Annotated in this window: 16 protein-coding genes; 8 read left to right on the top strand and 8 right to left on the bottom strand. The window is 29.4% G+C overall.

Going from position 1 to position 20252, the window contains the following annotated elements:
- Nucleotides 1–168: 168 nt before the first annotated feature.
- Nucleotides 169–675, bottom strand: a complete 507-nt coding sequence (gene ribH, locus JOP69_RS05300; RefSeq protein ID WP_203392137.1) for a 6,7-dimethyl-8-ribityllumazine synthase — start codon at nt 673–675, stop codon at nt 169–171.
- Nucleotides 676–766: 91 nt separating this feature from the next.
- On the bottom strand, nt 767–1558 hold the full coding sequence (locus JOP69_RS05295) for a tol-pal system YbgF family protein (RefSeq protein WP_252191197.1): 792 nt from the start codon (nt 1556–1558) through the stop codon (nt 767–769).
- An 88-nt stretch (nt 1559–1646) separates the two neighbouring features.
- On the opposite strand from JOP69_RS05295, the gene JOP69_RS05290 reads away from it, so the two are divergent.
- Nucleotides 1647–2726 (top strand): DNA replication/repair protein RecF, encoded by a 1080-nt coding sequence (locus tag JOP69_RS05290; RefSeq protein WP_203392138.1) that lies wholly within the window; start codon nt 1647–1649, stop codon nt 2724–2726.
- 233 nt (nt 2727–2959) lie between these two features.
- Nucleotides 2960–3256: a DUF721 domain-containing protein gene (locus tag JOP69_RS05285; RefSeq protein WP_203392139.1), complete on the top strand. Its 297-nt coding sequence runs from the start codon at nt 2960–2962 to the stop codon at nt 3254–3256.
- Nucleotides 3257–3377: 121 nt separating this feature from the next.
- Here the strand turns inward: JOP69_RS05285 and JOP69_RS05280 are convergent, their stop codons facing one another.
- The 4 genes from JOP69_RS05280 to JOP69_RS05265 all read right to left on the bottom strand — a co-directional run bounded on the left by JOP69_RS05280 (nt 3378) and on the right by JOP69_RS05265 (nt 6582).
- Nucleotides 3378–3968 (bottom strand): hypothetical protein, encoded by a 591-nt coding sequence (locus JOP69_RS05280; RefSeq protein ID WP_203392140.1) that lies wholly within the window; start codon nt 3966–3968, stop codon nt 3378–3380.
- 206 nt (nt 3969–4174) lie between these two features.
- Entirely contained in the window at nt 4175–4759 is a 585-nt protein-coding gene (locus JOP69_RS05275) for a tetratricopeptide repeat protein (RefSeq protein WP_203392141.1), read from the bottom strand.
- A gap of 321 nt (nt 4760–5080) precedes the next feature.
- Complete coding sequence (locus JOP69_RS05270) at nt 5081–5500, bottom strand: nucleoside-diphosphate kinase (protein ID WP_203392142.1); 420 nt, start codon at nt 5498–5500, stop codon at nt 5081–5083.
- Between the two features lie 50 nt (nt 5501–5550).
- Complete coding sequence (locus JOP69_RS05265) at nt 5551–6582, bottom strand: alkaline phosphatase D family protein (RefSeq protein ID WP_203392143.1); 1032 nt, start codon at nt 6580–6582, stop codon at nt 5551–5553.
- Between the two features lie 80 nt (nt 6583–6662).
- Between JOP69_RS05265 and JOP69_RS05260 the strand changes: the two genes are divergently transcribed.
- Genes JOP69_RS05260 through JOP69_RS05240 form a run of 5 tightly spaced genes read left to right on the top strand, consistent with a single transcriptional unit; the run spans nt 6663 to nt 10676 of the window.
- The gene (locus JOP69_RS05260) at nt 6663–7691 is read left to right on the top strand and encodes a bifunctional oligoribonuclease/PAP phosphatase NrnA (RefSeq protein ID WP_203392144.1); all 1029 of its coding nucleotides are present in this window, start codon (nt 6663–6665) and stop codon (nt 7689–7691) included.
- Entirely contained in the window at nt 7681–8214 is a 534-nt protein-coding gene (gldI, locus tag JOP69_RS05255) for a gliding motility-associated peptidyl-prolyl isomerase GldI (protein ID WP_203392145.1), read from the top strand. The genes JOP69_RS05260 and gldI overlap by 11 nt, the downstream gene beginning before the upstream one ends.
- A 2-nt stretch (nt 8215–8216) precedes the next feature.
- A complete protein-coding gene (locus JOP69_RS05250; RefSeq protein ID WP_203392146.1) occupies nt 8217–8945 on the top strand; it encodes an FKBP-type peptidyl-prolyl cis-trans isomerase in 729 nt (242 codons plus the stop codon).
- A gap of 8 nt (nt 8946–8953) precedes the next feature.
- Nucleotides 8954–10117 carry a peptidylprolyl isomerase gene (locus JOP69_RS05245; RefSeq protein WP_203392147.1) on the top strand — a complete coding sequence of 388 codons (1164 nt, stop codon included), beginning with the start codon at nt 8954–8956 and terminating at the stop codon, nt 10115–10117.
- A 1-nt stretch (nt 10118) separates the two neighbouring features.
- Nucleotides 10119–10676 carry a phosphatase PAP2 family protein gene (locus JOP69_RS05240; protein WP_203392148.1) on the top strand — a complete coding sequence of 186 codons (558 nt, stop codon included), beginning with the start codon at nt 10119–10121 and terminating at the stop codon, nt 10674–10676.
- 327 nt (nt 10677–11003) lie between these two features.
- Here JOP69_RS05240 and JOP69_RS05235 read toward each other — a convergent pair whose 3' ends face one another.
- Nucleotides 11004–13001, bottom strand: a complete 1998-nt coding sequence (locus tag JOP69_RS05235) for an LTA synthase family protein (RefSeq protein ID WP_203392149.1) — start codon at nt 12999–13001, stop codon at nt 11004–11006.
- A gap of 130 nt (nt 13002–13131) precedes the next feature.
- Between JOP69_RS05235 and pheT the strand changes: the two genes are divergently transcribed.
- Nucleotides 13132–15558 carry a phenylalanine--tRNA ligase subunit beta gene (gene pheT, locus JOP69_RS05230; RefSeq protein WP_203392150.1) on the top strand — a complete coding sequence of 809 codons (2427 nt, stop codon included), beginning with the start codon at nt 13132–13134 and terminating at the stop codon, nt 15556–15558.
- Nucleotides 15559–15628: 70 nt separating this feature from the next.
- On the opposite strand, the gene JOP69_RS05225 is transcribed toward pheT, so the two are convergent.
- Nucleotides 15629–20227 (bottom strand): T9SS type B sorting domain-containing protein, encoded by a 4599-nt coding sequence (locus JOP69_RS05225; protein ID WP_203392151.1) that lies wholly within the window; start codon nt 20225–20227, stop codon nt 15629–15631.
- Nucleotides 20228–20252: the final 25 nt, after the last annotated feature.

Raw genomic sequence — 20252 nt, 5'->3', positions numbered from 1 at the left:
CAGAAGACACGAGGGGTCAATTAATTTCACATAAAGTTTTGTTATTTCTACCAAAGGGAGAAATAACATAAAGCTATAATCCTTTAACTATAAAAACTTAGAAATTATTTAAGAATTTAAGAATACCTATCCTGCAAGGTTTCTAAAACATTGCAGGGTAGGTGTTAATTAATATCCAATACTTTCTGTAGAAGTATCAATGTTTTTAAGTGCAGCCATTTTTATCGCTGCTACAGCACATTCGGTTCCTTTATTACCTAATTTACCGCCAGATCTATCTAAAGATTGTTGTTTTGTGTTATCTGTTAAAACACAGAAAATTACAGGAACATCATGCTTTACATTTAAATCTACAATACCTTGGGTAACACCTTCACAAACAAAATCGAAATGTTTTGTTTCTCCTTGTATTACATTACCAATGGCAATAATAGCATCTACTTGTTGTGTTGCAATCATTTTTTTGCAGCCATAAACCAATTCAAAACTTCCAGGAACATTCCAAGAAATAATGTTTTCTTTAGTTGCTCCACAATCTAATAAAGTTTCAATTGCGCCTTTTTGTAAATTCTCTGTAATTTCTGGATTCCATTCAGAAACAACAATCCCAAATCGAAAAGATTTCGCATTTGGGATTGTTGTTTTATCGTAAACTGATAAATTGGTAGTAGCCATTTTTATTAAGTTTTAAGTTTTTAGTTTCAGTATCTAGTAAGTTACGGCCTACTGCAACAGCTTACTGGTGGACTGAGAACTGCAGACTATTTTAGTTAGCGTATTTTGCAGCTGCTATATATTTTTCTATATCTCTACCTTGGTCAGATTTAGAATAGTTTTCTTTAATTTTTGTAAATAATGTTTCTGCTTTACCAAAATTCTTTAATTCCATAGCAGTTTGTCCTGCTTTAAATAAGTATAATGGAGCAGTAAATTCATTACTTTTTTTATTCGCTGCTTTTTCATAATATTCTAAAGCATCTTCTGGTTGATTAATATCTGCAAAAGCATCACCAATAGCACCTATAGAAACAGGTCCTAATAATTCATCATCAGAATTAAATTTACTTAAATACTCAATTGCTTTGTCGTATTTCTTCATTTGTAAGTAAGAAACACCAGCATAATAGTTTGCTAAATTTCCAGCATCTGTTCCGCTAAAAGAATCTGCAATGTCTAAAAAACCATATTTACCATCTGCACCTTCTAAACCTAAAGTTAACAAAGAATCTATTCCGGTACCTGCAATGGCAGCTTCATCAAAATATTTTCTAGGAAAAGCTAATTCATTAGAAGCTTCTGTTTCATTTGGTTCAGACACATATTTATTATATCCTAAATATCCTAAGAAGATAACAACAATTGCTATTAAAGTTAAAAACAAAGGTTTGTTATTCTTTTCAATCCATTGTTCTGATTTAGAAGCTGTTTCATCTAAAGTATGTAATACTCCAGCTGTTTCAAATTCTGATTCATCAATTTGATTTTCTACTTTTTTACTTTCTGCCTTATATTTTTTCTTGTATGTTGCCATTATTTCCTTAAAAATTAGTGGCGACAAAAATAGTTTTTTTAATTGGATTTTAAAAGCGGATAATTCGCTAAATTTTCAATAATTTGCAAAACGTTTTCAATATCAAATTTTATTCATGTATTTAAAGAAAATTTCTTTACTCAATTTTAAAAATATTGAGTCGCAATCTTTTGATTTTCAACAGAAAATAAATTGCTTTGTAGGTAATAACGGTATTGGAAAAACCAATGTTTTAGATGCTATTTATTACTTGTCTTTTACAAAAAGTTATTTTAATTCTGTCGCAGTTCAGAATATTAGGCATGGAGAAGGGTTTTTTATGATAGAAGGAGACTATCTTTTAAATGATAGAAATGAAAAAATAGTCTGCAGTCTTAAAAAAGGACAAAAGAAAGTCTTAAAAAGAAACGGAAAAAGTTACGAGAAGTTTTCTGAGCATATTGGTCAGTTGCCTTTGGTTATTATTTCGCCTGCAGATAGAGATTTGGTAACGGAGGGGAGTGATACGAGGAGAAAATTTATAGATGGTGTAATTTCTCAGCAAAATAAAACTTATTTAAAAGATTTATTGTCGTATAATAAGGTATTGAGTCAGCGAAACGCATTATTAAAATATTTTGCAGCTAATAGAACTTTTGATGCTTTAAATTTAAGTGTTTATGATGAGCAACTTTCTGAATATGGAAGTCGAATTTATGAGGTTAGAAAAAAATTTTTAGAAGAGTTTATCCCTATTTTTAATGAAAAATATCAAATTATATCTGGAGATAAAGAACGTGTTAATTTATTTTATAAGAGTCAGTTACATGATTTTGAAATGCAGGATTTATTGCAAAAATCATTGGTAAAAGATAAGATTATACAATACACCACTTCTGGCATACATAAAGATGATTTAAGTTTTGATATTGGCGATTATCCTATTAAAAAGTTTGGCTCACAAGGACAGCAAAAATCGTATTTAATTGCATTAAAATTGGCGCAGTTTGAGTTTATCAAACAACAATCGAAGGTGATTCCTATCTTATTATTAGATGATATTTTTGATAAATTAGATGAAAATAGGGTGTCTCAAATAATAGATTTGGTAAATAATGATGAATTTGGACAAATATTTATAACAGACACTCATTTTGAAAGAACCGAAAATATATTAAAGCAAGGAAGTAAAGAGTATCAGATTTTTAAATTGTAAGTTTCAAATCAAAACTTTAAAAATGAATCTGATAAAAATTGATAAAATGTTTATTTGATACAATAATGAGATTACTATATCAAGCAAAAAAAGTTTGATTCGTAATGACGAAGAAGTTTCATGATTTCAAAATTCAATTTATTTTACGAATATTAGACAGAGCTTGTCGAAGTCTTTTTATTCAAACAACAATTAGCAAAGGGCAAATAGTAAAAAGTAAAAAGCTACATATAATGGCAAAAAGAGAAAACGATTCCTTTTCAATAGAAGATTTAATGAAAAGTTTTATCAAGGAAAATAACTTGAGTAGGGGAATGCAAAAAATAAAAGCAGAAGAAACTTGGAATAAAATGATGGGGCCTGGAGTTGCCAATCATACAGTTTCTGTGAAATTGCAAAACAAAACTTTGGTTATTCAATTAAACTCTTCTGTTTTACGGGAAGAGTTAAGTTATGGAAAAGAAAAAATTATTAAAATGATGAATGAGGAAATTGGCGACGGTGTAATTTCTAAATTGTTATTGGTGTAGAGTTTTTCTCAACGTTCTATTAAAAGAATCGCGTTTAGATTGAAAAGAATATTTTTCAGTTTAAGAAGACCTTTTCTATTCTTTATTGTTTTTAAAACCTTAGGGCTTGTTCGTTATTTTTTTACTTTTTTATCTTCATCATTTCACTAAGCAAGTCATTCAAAAATTTTTGTTGCTTTTCATCTTCACTAAAATATCTTTGATAATTTACACTACAAGATTCAATATCCGAAATATTTTTTTTATTAAAAGACCAATCGTCAGTGTCTTGCACACTTATTTGTAATTTACTACTACAACTTTTCCATAAATTAGAAAATTGGGTTTCTTTGTTTTTATCTAATCTATTAAAATCAGCATAAACACTAAAACCTTTCATTTCTGGATTAAAAAATTTTAAAATAGAAGTAATTGGAACTCCTCCCCAATTTATTACTTCTGGAAAAGAAATCTCTTTAATGTTTTTTTCATTAAGTAGTTCTTTTTGCTCATATTTTTGCCAAAAGTAGTTTTTCTTATAGCTGATTTTCGTTCCTTTTGGCAAAAGTATATTTTTAACCACTATAGGTTTGGTTGTTATATAAAAAGGACTTTCATCAGGCTTATTCCCAAGAGCATACATTGAACCCAATCCTTTGGCATAGATGTAAAATAAACCAATAAGAACAAATAGTATTATTCCTAGTATTATAAGTATTTTCTTAGTTTCCATTCTTTTTTAGAGATTTTGTTACATATGGAAAGTAACCTTCCTTATGTAATTTTCAGTTTAATGATTTAGTTTAGAAGTTAGCTAAATTAAAGTTTTTGGCGTAGAAAGTGAATATGAAAACTTTTATTCCATCATAGAAATAAAAGTTTCCATGAAAGTATTATGGTCTCACCTATTTTTTTACCTTTCTATTTGTGGAAGATGTCTTATTTTATCAATTCTTTCATGATCATTTGGTTGGTCTTGTTTTTGAATTGGTGAACTAAAAAAGAATAATCCTTCATCTTCTCTAGTTCTTTAAAGTCTTCAAGATAAGATTCGTCTCCCATAAATTTCTTTGATAATGCTCTATTCAATTTATTAGCATTAATATCCTTTAGGTTATCAGGATTATTAATTCTGTCTGTGAAAATTTTAATACTTTTCTTATAATAAGTATTCGCTTTTTTATTATTCCCTTGGTGTTCATTTAAAAGTCCAGCAAAAAACCAACCTTCTGCTAATTTAGGTTTTTTCTTTATTACCATTTCACTTTCATACAGAGCTTTTTCGTATTCTTTCATCTCTAAATAAACTCTAATCTTGTTTAAATGTGGTAAATAGTAACTGTTATCAAGTTCAATAGCTTTGTTGTATAAAGTTAAAGCACTGTCTTTTTTAGAATCTATTGAAAGCTTTAAAGCATTATTGTTCAATTCTACGGCTTTCCGATTATATTCTGAATTTGCTTTTTTAGCATTCTTACAGCTTGCAAGCCCAATAATAATGAATAAGGTTATTAAATATTTCATATTTGTTTTTTTTACGTACTCTAACTTAAATGATACAACGTTTGTTTTACTGATTTAAATTAGAAGTTAGCGAAATATATTGGTTTTAAGGCAGAAGGTTAAAATGAAAAAAACTTTTTTAAAAAGTAAGCGTCTTAAAAAGATTAGGTCTTGGTGGTGTTGAATTAATTTTTTGTGTCTGAATATAAAAATAGCTAGTTGCTATGAGAATATGTAATAAGTTTAGGTTGATAAAAAAAGTATTCATTTTTAAACGAAAAAGACTCGTAACAATTATGTTACGAGTCTTTTTAAAATATTTTATTAAGAATTTTAAAATTCTTAAAATTGCTCTCTTCCAGAAAAATGAAAGTTTCCTTCAATTTCTGCATTTTCATCAGAATCAGAACCATGTACTGCATTTTCTCCCATAGAAGTTGCATACAATTTTCTAATAGTTCCTTCTGCAGCATCTGCTGGGTTTGTAGCGCCAATTAAAGTTCTAAAATCTTCTACAGCATTCTCTTTTTCTAAGATTGCAGCAACGATTGGTCCACGTGTCATGAACTCTACTAATTCTCCAAAAAACGGACGCTCATTATGCACAGCATAAAAAGTTTCTGCATCTGCTTTTGTCATTTGAGTTTTTTTAACTGCTACAATTCTAAATCCTGCAGCGTTAATTTTTTCTAAGATAGCACCAGTATGTCCGTTTTCTACAGCATCTGGTTTAAGCATTGTAAATGTTCTATTTGTTGCCATTCTATTTTTTATATTTTTGCAAAAATACATTATTTAATGTTAACTGCAAGTTAAGGGTAAACTTGTGTTAATTCTTGCTGTAATTTGTTGTTTTTACCTCGCATTTCCATAGTGATTTCTTTTTTCTTAAAATTGAATTTTAAAAGCCCAAAACTAATTTTAGAGACTACATTTTGCACTCTATATTTATTGGTTTCCTTAGTAAAATCACTATAAGAGTGAGTAAGTCCGCTAGAAGTGAAATCTATAAGTGGGTACGAAAGGTTTGGGACTGCTGTTTTAGAAAATTCAGAAATATGTCTATCTCCAGAAAGTAATAAAACACCTTTTGCTTTACTTTTAATAATTGTTTGTTTTAATTTATCAACTTCATTTGGGAAATTTCCCCAAGTTTCAAAACCATGCTCTGCAGCTAATACCTGAATACTACTTGTAATGATATTAAAATCTGCTTTAGAGGTGTTTAATTCTTTTATAAACCATTCCCATTGCGTTTCTCCTAAAATAGTTCCTTTTTCGCTAGTGTTTGGTGTAAATCTTTTAGAATTTTTGGTATCTTTTGTTAAAGCACTTCTAAAGTATCTAGTATCTAAAACAATAACTTTAATACTTCCTTTTGTTGTATTAAAAACTTCTGAATGATAAACGCCTTCCTGTAGCCTTCGAGGGCTTGTTTTATCAACATTAAAAAAATCTAAGAAAATTTGTTGCGCTTCTTTTTTTGTTGGCGATTCTACACCGCTATCATTTAGTCCATAATCATGATCATCCCAAGTAGCCATAACAGGTATATTTTCTACCAAGTCTAAATACCCCTTTTGCTTTCTTAATGTTAAGTAATCATTTCTTAATGTGTCCATGTTATGTGTATCCGAATAAATGTTGTCACCTCCCCAAATCCATAAATTTGGTTTGTTTTTTTTGATTTCTTTCCATAAAATATTTTCTAGATATTGTTTATTACAAGATCCAAAAGCAATGGTAAAATCATTGGTGTTACTATGATTAGAGTTTTTAGAGGACGAGCAAGAAACGAGAGCAATTGTAACTAAAAGGTAAATAAAGTTTGTTAAATTTTTCAAGACTAAATGGTTTTGTTTTAACACAAATGTAAAAGAAATAATATTTTGAACAATGTTATTAAATTGTATCTTCGCAGCTTATGATTTTAAAAGGATTTGAAGACTTAAAAATATTTCTTGATAAATCGAGAAATATTGTAATTGTAGGACATAGAAATCCGGATGGAGATGCTATGGGTTCTACATTGGCTTTAAAGCATTATTTAGATAAAAAAGGACACAATGCAACTGTTGTTGTACCGAATGAATATCCAGAATTTTTACATTGGTTGCCAGGGTCTGATACCACATATCGTTTCGATTGGCAAAATAATCAATCTCAAAAAGCAATAAAAGCATCAGATCTTATTTTTCTTTTAGACTTTAATACGTTGCATAGAGTAGGTTCTGATATGCAAAAAACGTTAGAAAAATATCCTAAAGATTTTGCTATGATAGATCATCATCAACAACCAGATGATGTAAAATATATGTATTCTGATGTTACTATTTGTTCTACAAGTCAAATGGTGTATCAATTTATAGAAATGAATAACGATTTAGATTTAATTGATGCCGCAATAGCTACTTGTTTATATACAGGTATTATGACAGATACTGGGTCTTTTCGCTTTAGATCTACTACAAGTACAACACACAGAATTATTGCAGATTTAATAGATAAAGGTGCTGAAAACGATAAAATACATAACAATGTATACGATGCAAATTCTTATAATAGATTGTTATTATTGGGACAAGCATTAAGTAATTTACAAATTTTACCAAAATATAAAACGGCTTATATTACCTTAACTTCGGAAGAAAAAAAGAGATTCGATTTTCAAAAAGGAGATACAGAAGGTGTTGTAAATTATGCGCTTTCTTTAAAAGGAATCATTTTTGCAGCCATTTTTATTGAAGACAGCGAGCAAGGAATTATAAAAATATCTTTCCGTTCTAAAGGGCGTTTTTCTGTAAATCAGTTTTCTAGAAACCATTTTTCTGGAGGTGGACATGATAATGCAGCCGGAGGAAGGTCTGAGGAATCGTTGGCAGAAACTGTAACCAAGTTTGTTAACTTATTACCACAATATCAAAAAGAATTGGAAGCGTCTTATGAAAATTAAAATTTTAATTCTTACAACTATTTTGTGTTGGGGTTGTTCTAAAGTAGCACCTAGAAGACCAATAAATCCTAAAAATTCTACCACAATTTTAAAAGAAACTATAAATAAGTCTATTCGATTAAATAAAATTGAAGAAGATAAAATTGTAGCGTTAATTAAAAAAGATTCAACTAAAACGTATCAAATTTCACCAAATGGATTTTGGTATACTTATATCAATAAAATAGAAAAAAATACACCAACGCCAAAAGTAGGAGATGTGGCAACTATAGCATATAATATATCTGATTTACAGGGTCATATTATTTATAGTAAAGCGGCAATAGGTGAAAAAAAGTACCAAGTAGATAAAGAAGATTTTATTTCTGCACTTCAGGCCGGAATAAAGTTGATGAAAGTTGGAGAAACCATTACATTTGTCATTCCGTCTTATAATGCTTTTGGTATTTCTGGTGATGGAAATAAAATAGGAATTAATCAATCAATAAAAAGTACAGTAACATTAATCAATATAAATAATTAAAAATGAAAGTAGTAAAAAGTGTTTTAGCAGTAGCAATCGTTGCGTCTATGGTTTCTTGTAGTAACCAAGTAAAAGAAGTTAAATCTTTAGAAACAGAAATAGATTCTGTTAGTTATGCAATTGGTTTAAGTATGTCTGGTCAATTAAGGTCTGGTTTTGAAGAAGTTAATCAAGAAGTACTTACACAGGCTATTAGAAATGGTTTAGATTCTACTAATTTATTAATAGATATTAAAGATATTCAGAAAGTAATAAGCCCTTACTTCCAAAAGAAGCAAGCAGAGCAAATGAAAGAACAACAAGCTAAAGTAGCTAAGGAAGCAGAAACTAAATTTGGTGATAATAAAAAAGCAGGTGAAGATTTTTTAGCTGAAAACAAAACTAAAAAAGGAGTTGTAACTACAGCTAGTGGTTTACAATACATTATTTTAAAAGAAGGTACAGGAGAAAAACCAGCAGGACCAACAACTAAAGTTAAAGTACATTACCATGGTACTAATTTAGAGGGTAAAGTTTTTGATAGCTCTGTAGATAGAGGTACTCCTGCAGAATTTGGTTTAAATCAAGTAATTAAAGGATGGACAGAAGGTGTGCAATTAATGAATGTTGGTTCTAAATACAAATTTTTTATACCTCAAGAATTAGCTTATGGAGCAAGACAACAAGGTGCAGATATTAAACCATTTTCTACATTAATTTTTGAAGTAGAGTTATTAGAAATTAAAAAATAATACCCTTTATGAAGAATTTAAAATACTTAATAGCATTTGTTGTTTTATTAACTGCATGCAGTACTACTCCAGAAAAGTATAAAGAACTTAAGGATGGAGTTTATGCTGAAATCTTAACTAACAAAGGAACGATTTTAGTAGAATTATATGCAGAAAATGTACCCATGACAGTTGCTAATTTTGTTTCTCTTGTAGAAGGAACAAATAGTAAGTTAGTAGATTCTTTAAAAGGTAAAGACTTTTATGAAGGTATTATTTTTCATAGAGTTGTAGATAATTTTGTAATTCAAGGTGGTGGTTTTACTGCTACTGGAAGAAAAGATGCGGGTTATACTTTTGGAGATGAATTTCCGAAAAGTGAAGATGGCAATTTAATGTACAGACATGATGATAAAGGGATTCTTTCTATGGCAAATGCCGGACCAGAAACCAATAATAGCCAGTTTTTTATTACACATAAAGCCATACCGCATTTAGATGGTAAGCATACTGTTTTTGGTAAAACAACCATCAATTCTCTTCAATTAAAAGAATTAAAAAATAAAATTAAAGATTCTTTACAGTTAAAAAAGGCTATAGATTCTACAAGAATGGCTGTTGTAAATAGTATTGTACAAAAAGATACTATTTTATCTGTAAAGATTCTTAAACTAGGTACTAAAGCAAGTAATTTTAACGCAGCTGAAGTTTTTGATGCGCAATTGGATGCATTTGAAAATTCAGAAAAAGATAAAAAGAAAGCAGAAGAAGAAGTTGAAAAAGCAAGATATGCTACTTACTTAACTGAAAAAGAAGCGTTTTTAGCTAAAATGGATGAAGGTAAAGCTATAAAAACATCTTCTGGACTTAGAATTTTAAAATTAAAGAAAACTTCGGGTAAAAAGATAGTTGATAACAAACCTTTGTCTATTAATTATACCTTGTATACGGCCGATGGTAAAAAGATTCAATCTACTTCAGATGCTAGTGGAAAACCTTTTGTTTGTCAGTTAGATGATGCTCAAAGACCTATGATTGCTGGTTTTAAAGAAGGTGTTTTAACCATGAATGAAGGCGAAAAAGCACGACTGTTTATCCCTTATTATTTAGGGTATGGAGAAGGTAAATACGGTCCTTTCCCAGCAAAATCAGATTTAGTTTTTGAAGTTGAAGTTTTAAAAATAGGAAAGTAATTTGTTAGATAATCTTATACATTTAGATAAAAATCTTTTAGTTTTTTTAAACAATTTAGGAAGTGAACAATGGGATCCTTTTTGGTTGGTAATTACCAATCAAATTTATTGGAGCCCATTGTTTATCTTTATTTTCTACCTAACCATTAAAGGTTATGGTTGGAAACGTGGAGGAATCATGATTCTTTCCATGATTTTATTGGTTGCTTTTTCAGACCAATTTACAAACCTTATTAAAAATAACGTACAACGTTTACGTCCGAATAACGACCCAGAAATAATGCATTTATTAAGAACTTTAATAAATCCACAGAGTTACAGTTTTACGTCTGGTCACGCCACAACATCTACATTTTTCTCTGTTTTTGTAGTGCTTCTTTTAAAAGATAAATACAAGTACATTTATTTTATTTTATTTTGGCCATTAATATTTGCTTATAGCAGATTGTATTTAGGTGTACATTTTCCTATTGATATTTCTGCCGGAATTATTCTTGGCGCTACTTTGGCTAATATTTACTATTTCTTTTTTAAGAAGATAGATAAGAGATTTTTTTAGGATAAAAATCTAAAATACAAGTTATTTTAACATGCATTTTTTAGGAGAATTATAATATCTTATTTTAAAGGTAAGGTGTTTTCTTTCTGTGAATTATCTTTTAAAAAAATGTAAAGTGTAAATAAATAAGGACTCAAAGGAAGCTTTATAAATTACTAAAACCCTTAGATTTGTTTTAAAACTAATAAACAATAGGCGGTAAGGAATATTCTACCTACCATTCTGTCTATTACATCAAAGATTACAATCTTAAATCTAAGGGGTTTATAATAACTTTAAGGTTTATTAAACTACGTAAATTGCAGTATTAGTAAATCACAAAACCAATTACTTCTTTTTCTTATTGTTAAAATATAAATATTTTGTAGAATGATAATAAGCGCTCAATAAACTATCCATTTTCTTCGCTACTAAAGGATATGTATCTTTAATATCTTTTACTTCTTTTGTTTTTAAATTAAACAACCCAGTTGTTTTACTGATGTCGGTTTTAGAGTAATATAAACTATCTTGTAGTAAACCTACAGCAGGTTCTCCATTAATTTTTAGATACACAAAAGAAGCTGTTTTTTTAGGGATAGAATCTAATAAATTGTTACCAAGTGTATAGTTTGTATAATTTATTTTAGCCAAACTAGCTACTGTTGGAAATAAATCTATTAGTTTTCCATTCTTAGAAATTGTTCCTATTTTAATTAAGTTAGGTGCATGAATAAAGAAAGGAACATGTTGTGCTTGAATATTTAAGTCAAATTCTTTGGTAAACTTATCGGTCCTTTTCATAGACGTATTATGGTCTCCAAAAAACGCAAAAATGGTGTTGTCATAGTATCCAGATTTTTTAGCTCTTTCTAAAAATTTAGCAATGTTAAAATCTAAATATCTTAAAGCATTTAATTGAGCAACAGATTTAAAACCAGATTTCTTTAACAAATCATCACTCACTTCATCTTCACTTAAAGGCGTATAACTTTCTTTTTGATCAGGCACTGTAAAAGGCATGTGATTAGAGGCGGTTTGTATAAAAGCAATAAAAGGTTTATCTTCTTTAGATAATTTTTTTAATACTTTATTCGATTCATTAAATAACTCATAATCATCAATCCCCCAAACATCAGCTCTTTTTTCGGTTTTGTAACTTCCTTCTTCAAATATTTGTAATCCGTTTATATTCGATTGAAAAATACTTCTAATATTAGCCCAATTGGCACTTCCTCCTAAAAAGTATAATTTTTCATATCCTTTAAATTGATCAAAAATAATACGCTGATCTTGAATTAATGGATTTCTAGAAGCTGTTTTAACATTTTCTATGTCTGGTAAACCTGTTATGGTTGCAAAAACACTAGCGGCAGTACCTACCTTATGAACATAAAAATTAGAAAAGCTAAGACTCTTTTTTATAATAGAATCTATTTTTGGAGAGCTATTTATAGCATTTCCGTAATAACTTAGTGGTTTTACCCCAACAGATTCCATCATAACAATAACTACATTTGGTTTTTTTGTATATGTGGAATCAAAAACTACTTTTCTTTCAAATGAAATACTGTCTTTTGGTAAGTTTAATTGTTTAGCTATAACAGGATAATAGGCTTTAAAACTATCCATATTTACGCCTTCACTTCTAAAAGCAAAACTATCGAAAAAGTATAAAACAGGATTCAAAGCAAATTGATTGACTTCGTTCTTTTTAGAGAAAAAAGCTTCACTCCAACGCAAAGGGTAGTGCGTAATGCTATTGTAAATTCCGTAGGATAATAGTAAGATTGTACTAATAAAATAGATGGCTTTTATTTTTTTTGAAATAGTATTTCTCTGACTCGAATAGGAGTTATAAATAAATTTAGACAATTTAAAAATTAGGAAGCATAGCAGTAAAAGCCCAAAAATTCCTTTATAAATAGGATAACTTTCCACTAAAACCTGACTAGAAATTTCTAAATTACTTAAAAAACGGAGAGAGGAAGCATCTAGTCGAATGCTTAAGTAATCATAATAACCAAAATCAAAAAGATAAAATAGGGTAAGTATTAAATATGCAAGTACTAAATATAAGTTAGCAATTTTTTTGTAAATTTTTGTTTTAAAAAAACGATAGTTAACAATTAGAATTAAGATTGCCAAAGGTAAAAATGTAATTACGGCTAATTTTAAATCAAAACGAACACCTAACGAAAATGCTTTTTGAACTTCAGAAGTAGCAACTCCTTCTAATTGCGCAAAAAACTGATAAAAAAGGATTCTAAAAAGTAAAATATAGATAAATAAAAATAAAACATTTGTAAAAATGTATTTGACGTAATTCGGTATTTTCTTGAACATTATTCAGATTTAAGAGTGCAAAGGTATTTATTTTAAAATTATTTAAATAAACTTTCGTTTTTAAAATGAAAAAGGATGATAAAAAGTAGATTTTAAGTAAATTTGCAACTAATAAACGTATAGACAGAATATGAAAATATCATACAGTTGGTTGCAACAATTTTTGCAAGTAGATTGGGAACCTATTAAGACAGGAGAATTGTTAACTGATTTAGGATTAGAGGTGGAAGGAATTGAAACCAAAGAATCTATAAAAGGAAGCCTAAAAGGAATTGTTGTTGGTAAAGTTTTAACCTGTATACAGCACCCTAACGCAGATAGATTAAAAGTAACTACGGTAGATTTAGGTTCTGGAGAACCTGTACAAATTGTTTGTGGTGCACCTAATGTAGCAGCAGGACAAAAAGTACCCGTAGCAACTATTGGTACCACTTTATATGATGATAAAGGTGATGGCTTTAAAATAAAAAAAGGAAAGATTAGAGGAGAAGAAAGTCATGGAATGATTTGTGCCGAAGATGAATTAGGTTTAGGTAAAGGTCATGACGGAATTTTAGTTTTAGATGACAAACTTAAAGAAGGAACTCCGGCTGCAGAAGTTTTTAAAATAGAAACAGATTATGTGTTCGAAATTGGGTTAACACCAAATAGATCTGATGCTATGAGCCATTTTGGTGTAGCAAGAGATTTACGAGCAGGTTTAATTCAAAAAGAGATTAAATTAGAATTGATTTCTCCTTCTGTAAGTAATTTTCATGTAGATGAAAGAACACTGCGTATAGATGTAGAAGTAGAAAATAAAGAATTGGTTCCTCGTTATTGTGGAATTACGATAACAGATGTAGAGGTAAAGGATTCTCCAGAATGGATTCAAAATAGATTAAAAGCTATTGGTTTAGTGCCTAAAAATAATATTGTAGATATTACCAATTATGTGTTGCACGAATTAGGACAGCCTTTACATGCCTTTGATGCTCAGAAAATAAAAGGAAATAAAATTCTTGTTAAAACATTAAAAGAAGGTACAAAGTTTACCACTTTAGATGAAGTTGAAAGAGAGTTATCATCCGAAGATATTATAATCTGTGATGCAGATTCTAATCCGCTTTGTATAGGTGGTGTTTTTGGAGGTTTAAATTCTGGTGTTACAAAAAACACAACTTCAATCTTTTTAGAAAGTGCCTATTTTAACCCAGTTAGTGTTCGTAAAACGGCTAAAAGACATGGTTTAAATACAGATGCATCTTTCCGTTTTGAACGTGGTATAGATATTAATACAACAGAATATGCTTTAAAAAGAGCCGCTTTGTTAATTGAAGAATATGCAGGAGGTAAATTGGCTTCTGATGTTTCTGATTTTTATCCGGTTAAGATAGAAGATTTTCAAGTGTTTTTGTCTTACGAGCATGTTTATAGATTAATAGGGCAGGAGATTCCAAAAGAAACCATTAAAAATATTTTAGCTTCGTTAGAAATTAAAATTAATAGTGAAACAAATGGTGGTTTAGGTTTAACCATACCTTCTTATAGAACAGATGTTCAGCGTGAAGCAGATATTATTGAAGAAATCTTAAGAGTATACGGTTACAATAATATTGAGTTTTCTCATAAACTAAATACGTCTATTTCTTTTGATTCTAATAAAGAAACGAAGATTGAAAACGTTATTGCAAACCAATTAAGTGCTTTAGGTTTTAACGAAACGATGGCTAATTCTTTAACAAAGCCGGAGTATACTGCATTGTCAGAGAATATTAATGAAGAAGCTAACGTAGCAATGTTAAATCCGTTAAGTAACGATTTAAAAGTATTACGTCAGTCTTTATTGTTTAGTGGTTTAGAATCTGTTGCGTATAATATCAATAGAAAAAATAATTCACTACAATTTTATGAGTTTGGTAAAACCTACCATAAGTATACTGATAAATACGAAGAAAATAAACATTTAACGCTTTTTGTTACTGGTAGCAGAACTAAAGAAAGCTGGAGTGTTGCTAATAAAATGTCTGATTTCTTTTACTTAAAAGGTGTTATAACTTCTTTATTAAGTAGATTAGGTATCGATAAAGTAAAATCTTCACCATCGAAACAAGATGTTTTTTCTGAAGGAATTTCTTTTGGTTTGGGAAAAATAAAATTAGTAGAATTTGGTGTAGTTAAAGGATCTCTTTTAAAAGAATTCGGAATTAAGCAAGAGGTTTTATTTGCAGATTTTAATTGGGACACTATTTTAAAATTAGTAGGAAATAAAAACGTAAAAGTAAGTGAATTACCTAAATTCCCTACTGTAAAGCGTGATTTAGCTTTGCTAATAGATTCTAAAGTAGCTTTTAATGAAGTTTATAATTTAGCTTTTCAAGCTGAGAAAAAACTATTAAAAGAGGTAGATTTATTTGATGTTTATGAAGGAGATAAACTACCTGAAGGGAAAAAATCGTATGCAGTAAGTTTCTTATTACAAGATGAAACAAAGACTTTAGCAGACAAACAAATAGATAAAATAATGCAAAAATTACAGCAATCTTTTGAGAAAAATTTAGATGCTGTTTTAAGGTAATTTAAGAATTACTGTTATTCTTATAAAAACAAAAACCTCTTTGAGAAATCAAAGAGGTTTTTTATTGGTTTTATTTTCTAATTAAAGAAAAATGTCCTTTTTTAAGAATGGGCATTTTGTTGGTGTCTATTGGAATTAGTTGTGCGGTAAACCAATAATCGTTAGAAGGTAATAATTTTCCGTTGTAAGTTCCGTCCCAACCTTCACCACCTATAGTTGTTTGGGCTACTAATTTACCATATCTATCAAAGATGTTAATGCTACTGTTAGATTGGTATAACGTGTTACTAGCTCCTTTTACAAACCAAGTGTTATTTTTTGTATCGCCATTTGGCGTAAAGAATTTTGGAAATTGAATTACAGAAACTATTAATTCTGAAATACCACACCCATCTTTATTTTCAACAATAATTTTATAAATTCCGCCTTCTATGTCTTCAAAAGTATTACTGTCTTGAAAAGAACGTATTGTATTTCCGTTTTCATCTTCTAAAGCAAATAGAAATTCCTCATTAATTAATGGATTTGTAGGAATGTCTATACGGATACTTAAATTAGAGCTTATACCAGAAGTATCATCGGTAATGGTAACAAAACTTTCTTCTAAGGTTTCAAAATTAGATTTTAAAACAATAATGGTTCTAGAATATGAACAAACTTTTGTTGTTTTACTAAATGCGGTAACTGTGTAATTTCCTGCATCATTAATGTCAACTTCTTTGGAGTTTCCACCAAAAGGATCTCCGTTTTTTGTCCATTCATACTTATAATCACCAAGGGTATTTACTTGTAATGTATACGGAATGTTTTTTGTACAAATAATTATCGGGTTGTCTGGATCTTCTCCATCAACAGAAAAAACAGGGATTTCATTTGTTTTTAGAGATAATTTTCCAATTCCTTCACAATCGTTATTATTCTTATTTTTTATTTTGAAATAAATAGTTTGATTATATGCATAAGAAATGTCTTTACTATTTCTATGATTAGAAATATCTGGAATTGGGTTTATAGCCGCATCTCTATCGCTTATTGTTTCGTAGAAAAATACTTCAATTTTATCTGGATCAGAAATACCTGGAGAATCTTTTATTGTTTGTACAGCACTGCTAAAATCAAAATTAGTAATTCCATCGGCGGCGGCATCAATATCAATAAAATCATCACATTCCTCAAAAGGTGTATCTATAGTAATATCAGGAATAAATTCTGCATTAATTTCTATTTTAGCGATAGAAAAACAACCATTATCGTTAGCAATTACTCTTACACCAGCTTCTGAAAATCCACTAGTTACAGGGTAGTTTTCTATGTCTGTGCCGGTAACTAATTTAGTAGCATCTCCATTAATTGCATCGGTTTCTGTTTCATAATACTCAAAAGAAAATTTACTATCTGTATTATCAATAATGGTTTTTTCTGCTTCTGTAAGGTTTATAATAGTGTTTCTGCTAACATCTGCTGCACATTGTTTTAGTAGGATTTCATTGTTTAACAATGCTGGTTTAGGGTTTACGGTTAAAGTAATTGCGTTAGAAATTAATCCACAGCTATTTCCTGTTCTGTTTAAAGCAACTTTGTATTGATAGTTGTTATAAGAAAAAGGTGTATCTGTAATTTGTAATGAATTTGTGTTGCTTCCAGAATAAATAGAATCGTCAGAAATTGGGTTCCAAGTTGTGCCATCTGTAGAAACTTCCCATTGAAAACTGTATTCTGATGCGTCTAGATCCATAACAATTGAAATTGTATCTGTATCAACTTCACAAAAAGTAACATCTATAAATGATGTTATAGTAATAGGTGCTGAGGTTGTGTAATTAGCATTTGGGATCGTATAACCGTTAGAATTTTCTACTTTTCCGTTGTTATCAACATCTAAATGATTTGGAGATAACCTACCAGAACCATCTCCGGTAAATCCAGCTTCAATAACATCGAAACAATCATCACCATCAGAATCTAAATCAACAAAATCAAATATTACATCTTGATTAGCAACTATTAAAGTAGCTCTGTCAGAATTTTTAATAGGAGTTTTTAATGCACCTGAATCTGGTGAAGTTTCTAAGTTATCTAACAAACCATTGGTACCAACAGTTCCGTTTACTCTTCCATCATTATCAGTGTCAAAATTTCCATAACCAGCTTCAACTACATCAAAAATACCATCGTTGTCAGTATCGTAATCTAAATAGTTTTTAACGCCATCACCGTCGGTATCTAAATTTGTTGTAATTGTATCAAAAACATCATCTAATCCATCAAGATTTGTATCCGTTTTTGTTAATACAATATTTTGACCATAAGCATCGTATAAATCAGGAATTCCGTCATTATCAGTATCTAAATCGAACATGTTTTCAATTCCGTCTGAATCTGAATCACGTGAGAAACAAGTTAATTGAATGTTTCCGTTAAATATAGATTGGGAAGTTGAACTTTTTGAATGATGTTCGAATGTGAGTTGTTTTACTTGATTTGCAACAAATTTAAATGTACTTGCAGAAGTTGTTGTTGCATATTTAAACCATATTTCTGATGCCGATATGTTTGTAATTCCGGATTTAAAATTATCATCAAAATTAGTAGCAATTAATAATTGATCATCAGGGTCTAAAAGGGTTATGTTTTTATTTGAAGGTCCAATTCTTATAATAAAATATTCGTCATTAATTGAGTTGTGAGTAGTAGCGACTTGTTGGGTAAAGTTTAAATTAATATTTTTTGAAAACTTAAGGTTGTAGGTAGATATAGAACCTGTTGTTGATGTATTAACGGTTGATGTAAAATTACCATTATTATCACCAGAAAATAAATTTGCGTTAGAATCATTATCTAAAGAACCAATTATAGTTGCTAAATTATCAGGAATAGTGGGAGTATTCACATTTGTAAAATTGATGATTTTATCACCTAAAGATTCATCGCAGTTTAAAATTCCATCATTGTCAATGTCGTTATCTAAATTGTCAATAATATTGTCGTTGTCGTAATCGTCTGGACAAATACTTACTGGTATCTCAATAGAATTCCATTCACTAATTACAGTTCCATCACAAATTATTTTTGTTCTAAGTTGGTATCTTCCAGGTGTTGTTGGTGTAATTTCTGTAGTTTTATTTGCTGTAGAAGTAAAGCCTGTGCCATCATCAAAAAACCATTCGAATTCATCGAAAATTTCTTCATTAGCTGCTTTTAATTTTAAATCATTTCCAATACAATTACCAGTGGTAGAAACTGAGGTGTTAAAATTAATTTCTGGAGAGGAAGGAAATCCAGAATAAAAACTACCAGAAGAAGCGCTTCCATTATAATTAAAATAAGCACAATATAACTCGTCTGTACTTTCTATAATAACGTCATTGGTAAGGTCTAATATTTCATAAGTTACATAATCTCTATTACCAGTAACTGTTTTTGCATTTGTAATATCTAGAATGGTTGAGTTTAATTTTATAACAGCAGTTTTATTTGTTACAATGGTAATTCCTCCTTTGAAATCTACCTCACCAATTTTATCAATCTTTGGAATATTAATTACAGCTTTTCTATTCTCACAGCTTAGAGGTGGAACAAAAAACATTCCTTGATTTGCTTCAGCAGGGTTTCCAGCCGCATTTAGACCACCTATTCCTTGATACGCAAAAACCTTTTTAGAAGTTCTAACATACATATTGTTATTTGTTCCAAAATTATCTCCTTCAATAATATAATATTCTCCAGGTTCAATTGTCGTAGTTTTTATAGGGTTTCCGTTAATAAAAATATCTGTACCACTTGTATGACCAACTATAAGTACATTTTCCCATTCATCATTTCCTCTTCCTTTTACAAAAATATATTCTGTACCAACTTTAGATTCATCTACAATTTGATCTAATCCATAATCTCTTCCGCCACCGTTATCAAAACTTCCATTTGCTGAACCTATATTTACAACAATAGGTTTTTTAATATCATCAGATTCTATTAAAGTTCCAATTAAACCATCTTCATTAATTACATTATCTGAAGCATTTGTAGCGATGATGTAACTTTCGCCTTCATTTAAATTTACAGATAATGAAGTAGCTGTTAAAATCCCATATTTTTTTATAGACAATCCAATTGGCAAATCATCGAATTTAACAACAGTACCATTTTCTGTGGCCATTACAGATATAAAATTCAAATAATTACCTGTAACTGGACTATCTTTGTTTGTATACATTCCTGCTCTAAAAATTGTTCCTAAAGCTGAAGCACCTTTACTCACTAAAGCACCTGCTTGTGGACCGCTTGTTGCGTTAAGAGCTCCTCCAGCGTTCATTCTTACAGAAACATAAATAACATCATCTGCTTCTATAATATATCCTTTGTTGTTATGAACTTGACTTGTTTGATTAGAGTTTACAAATAATTGTCCTTCACCATTTTGGAGAGATATTATTTTAGGAGCTGTGCGAGAAACAGTTCCAATAATATCATCAGAACTCCCAATTTTTTTTATTTTGAATGAAATGTTTTCATCTTTAGGTGTAGAGATGTAGAAATATTGATCATTTGGATTTGCATTACCTTCTTCTGCATAAGTTAATGGCGGAATAAAGTGTTTTTTGCTTAATTGTGCATTTATATTTTGAAAAGTTATAAAAATGAATAAAATATAGAGAAAACTTTTGCGCATTGTAATATTAAATTAAGTATTAATA

Source organism: Polaribacter sp. Q13, assembly GCF_016858305.2.
Taxonomy (GTDB): domain Bacteria; phylum Bacteroidota; class Bacteroidia; order Flavobacteriales; family Flavobacteriaceae; genus Polaribacter.
This window is presented reverse-complemented; position numbering and strand designations above follow the sequence as displayed.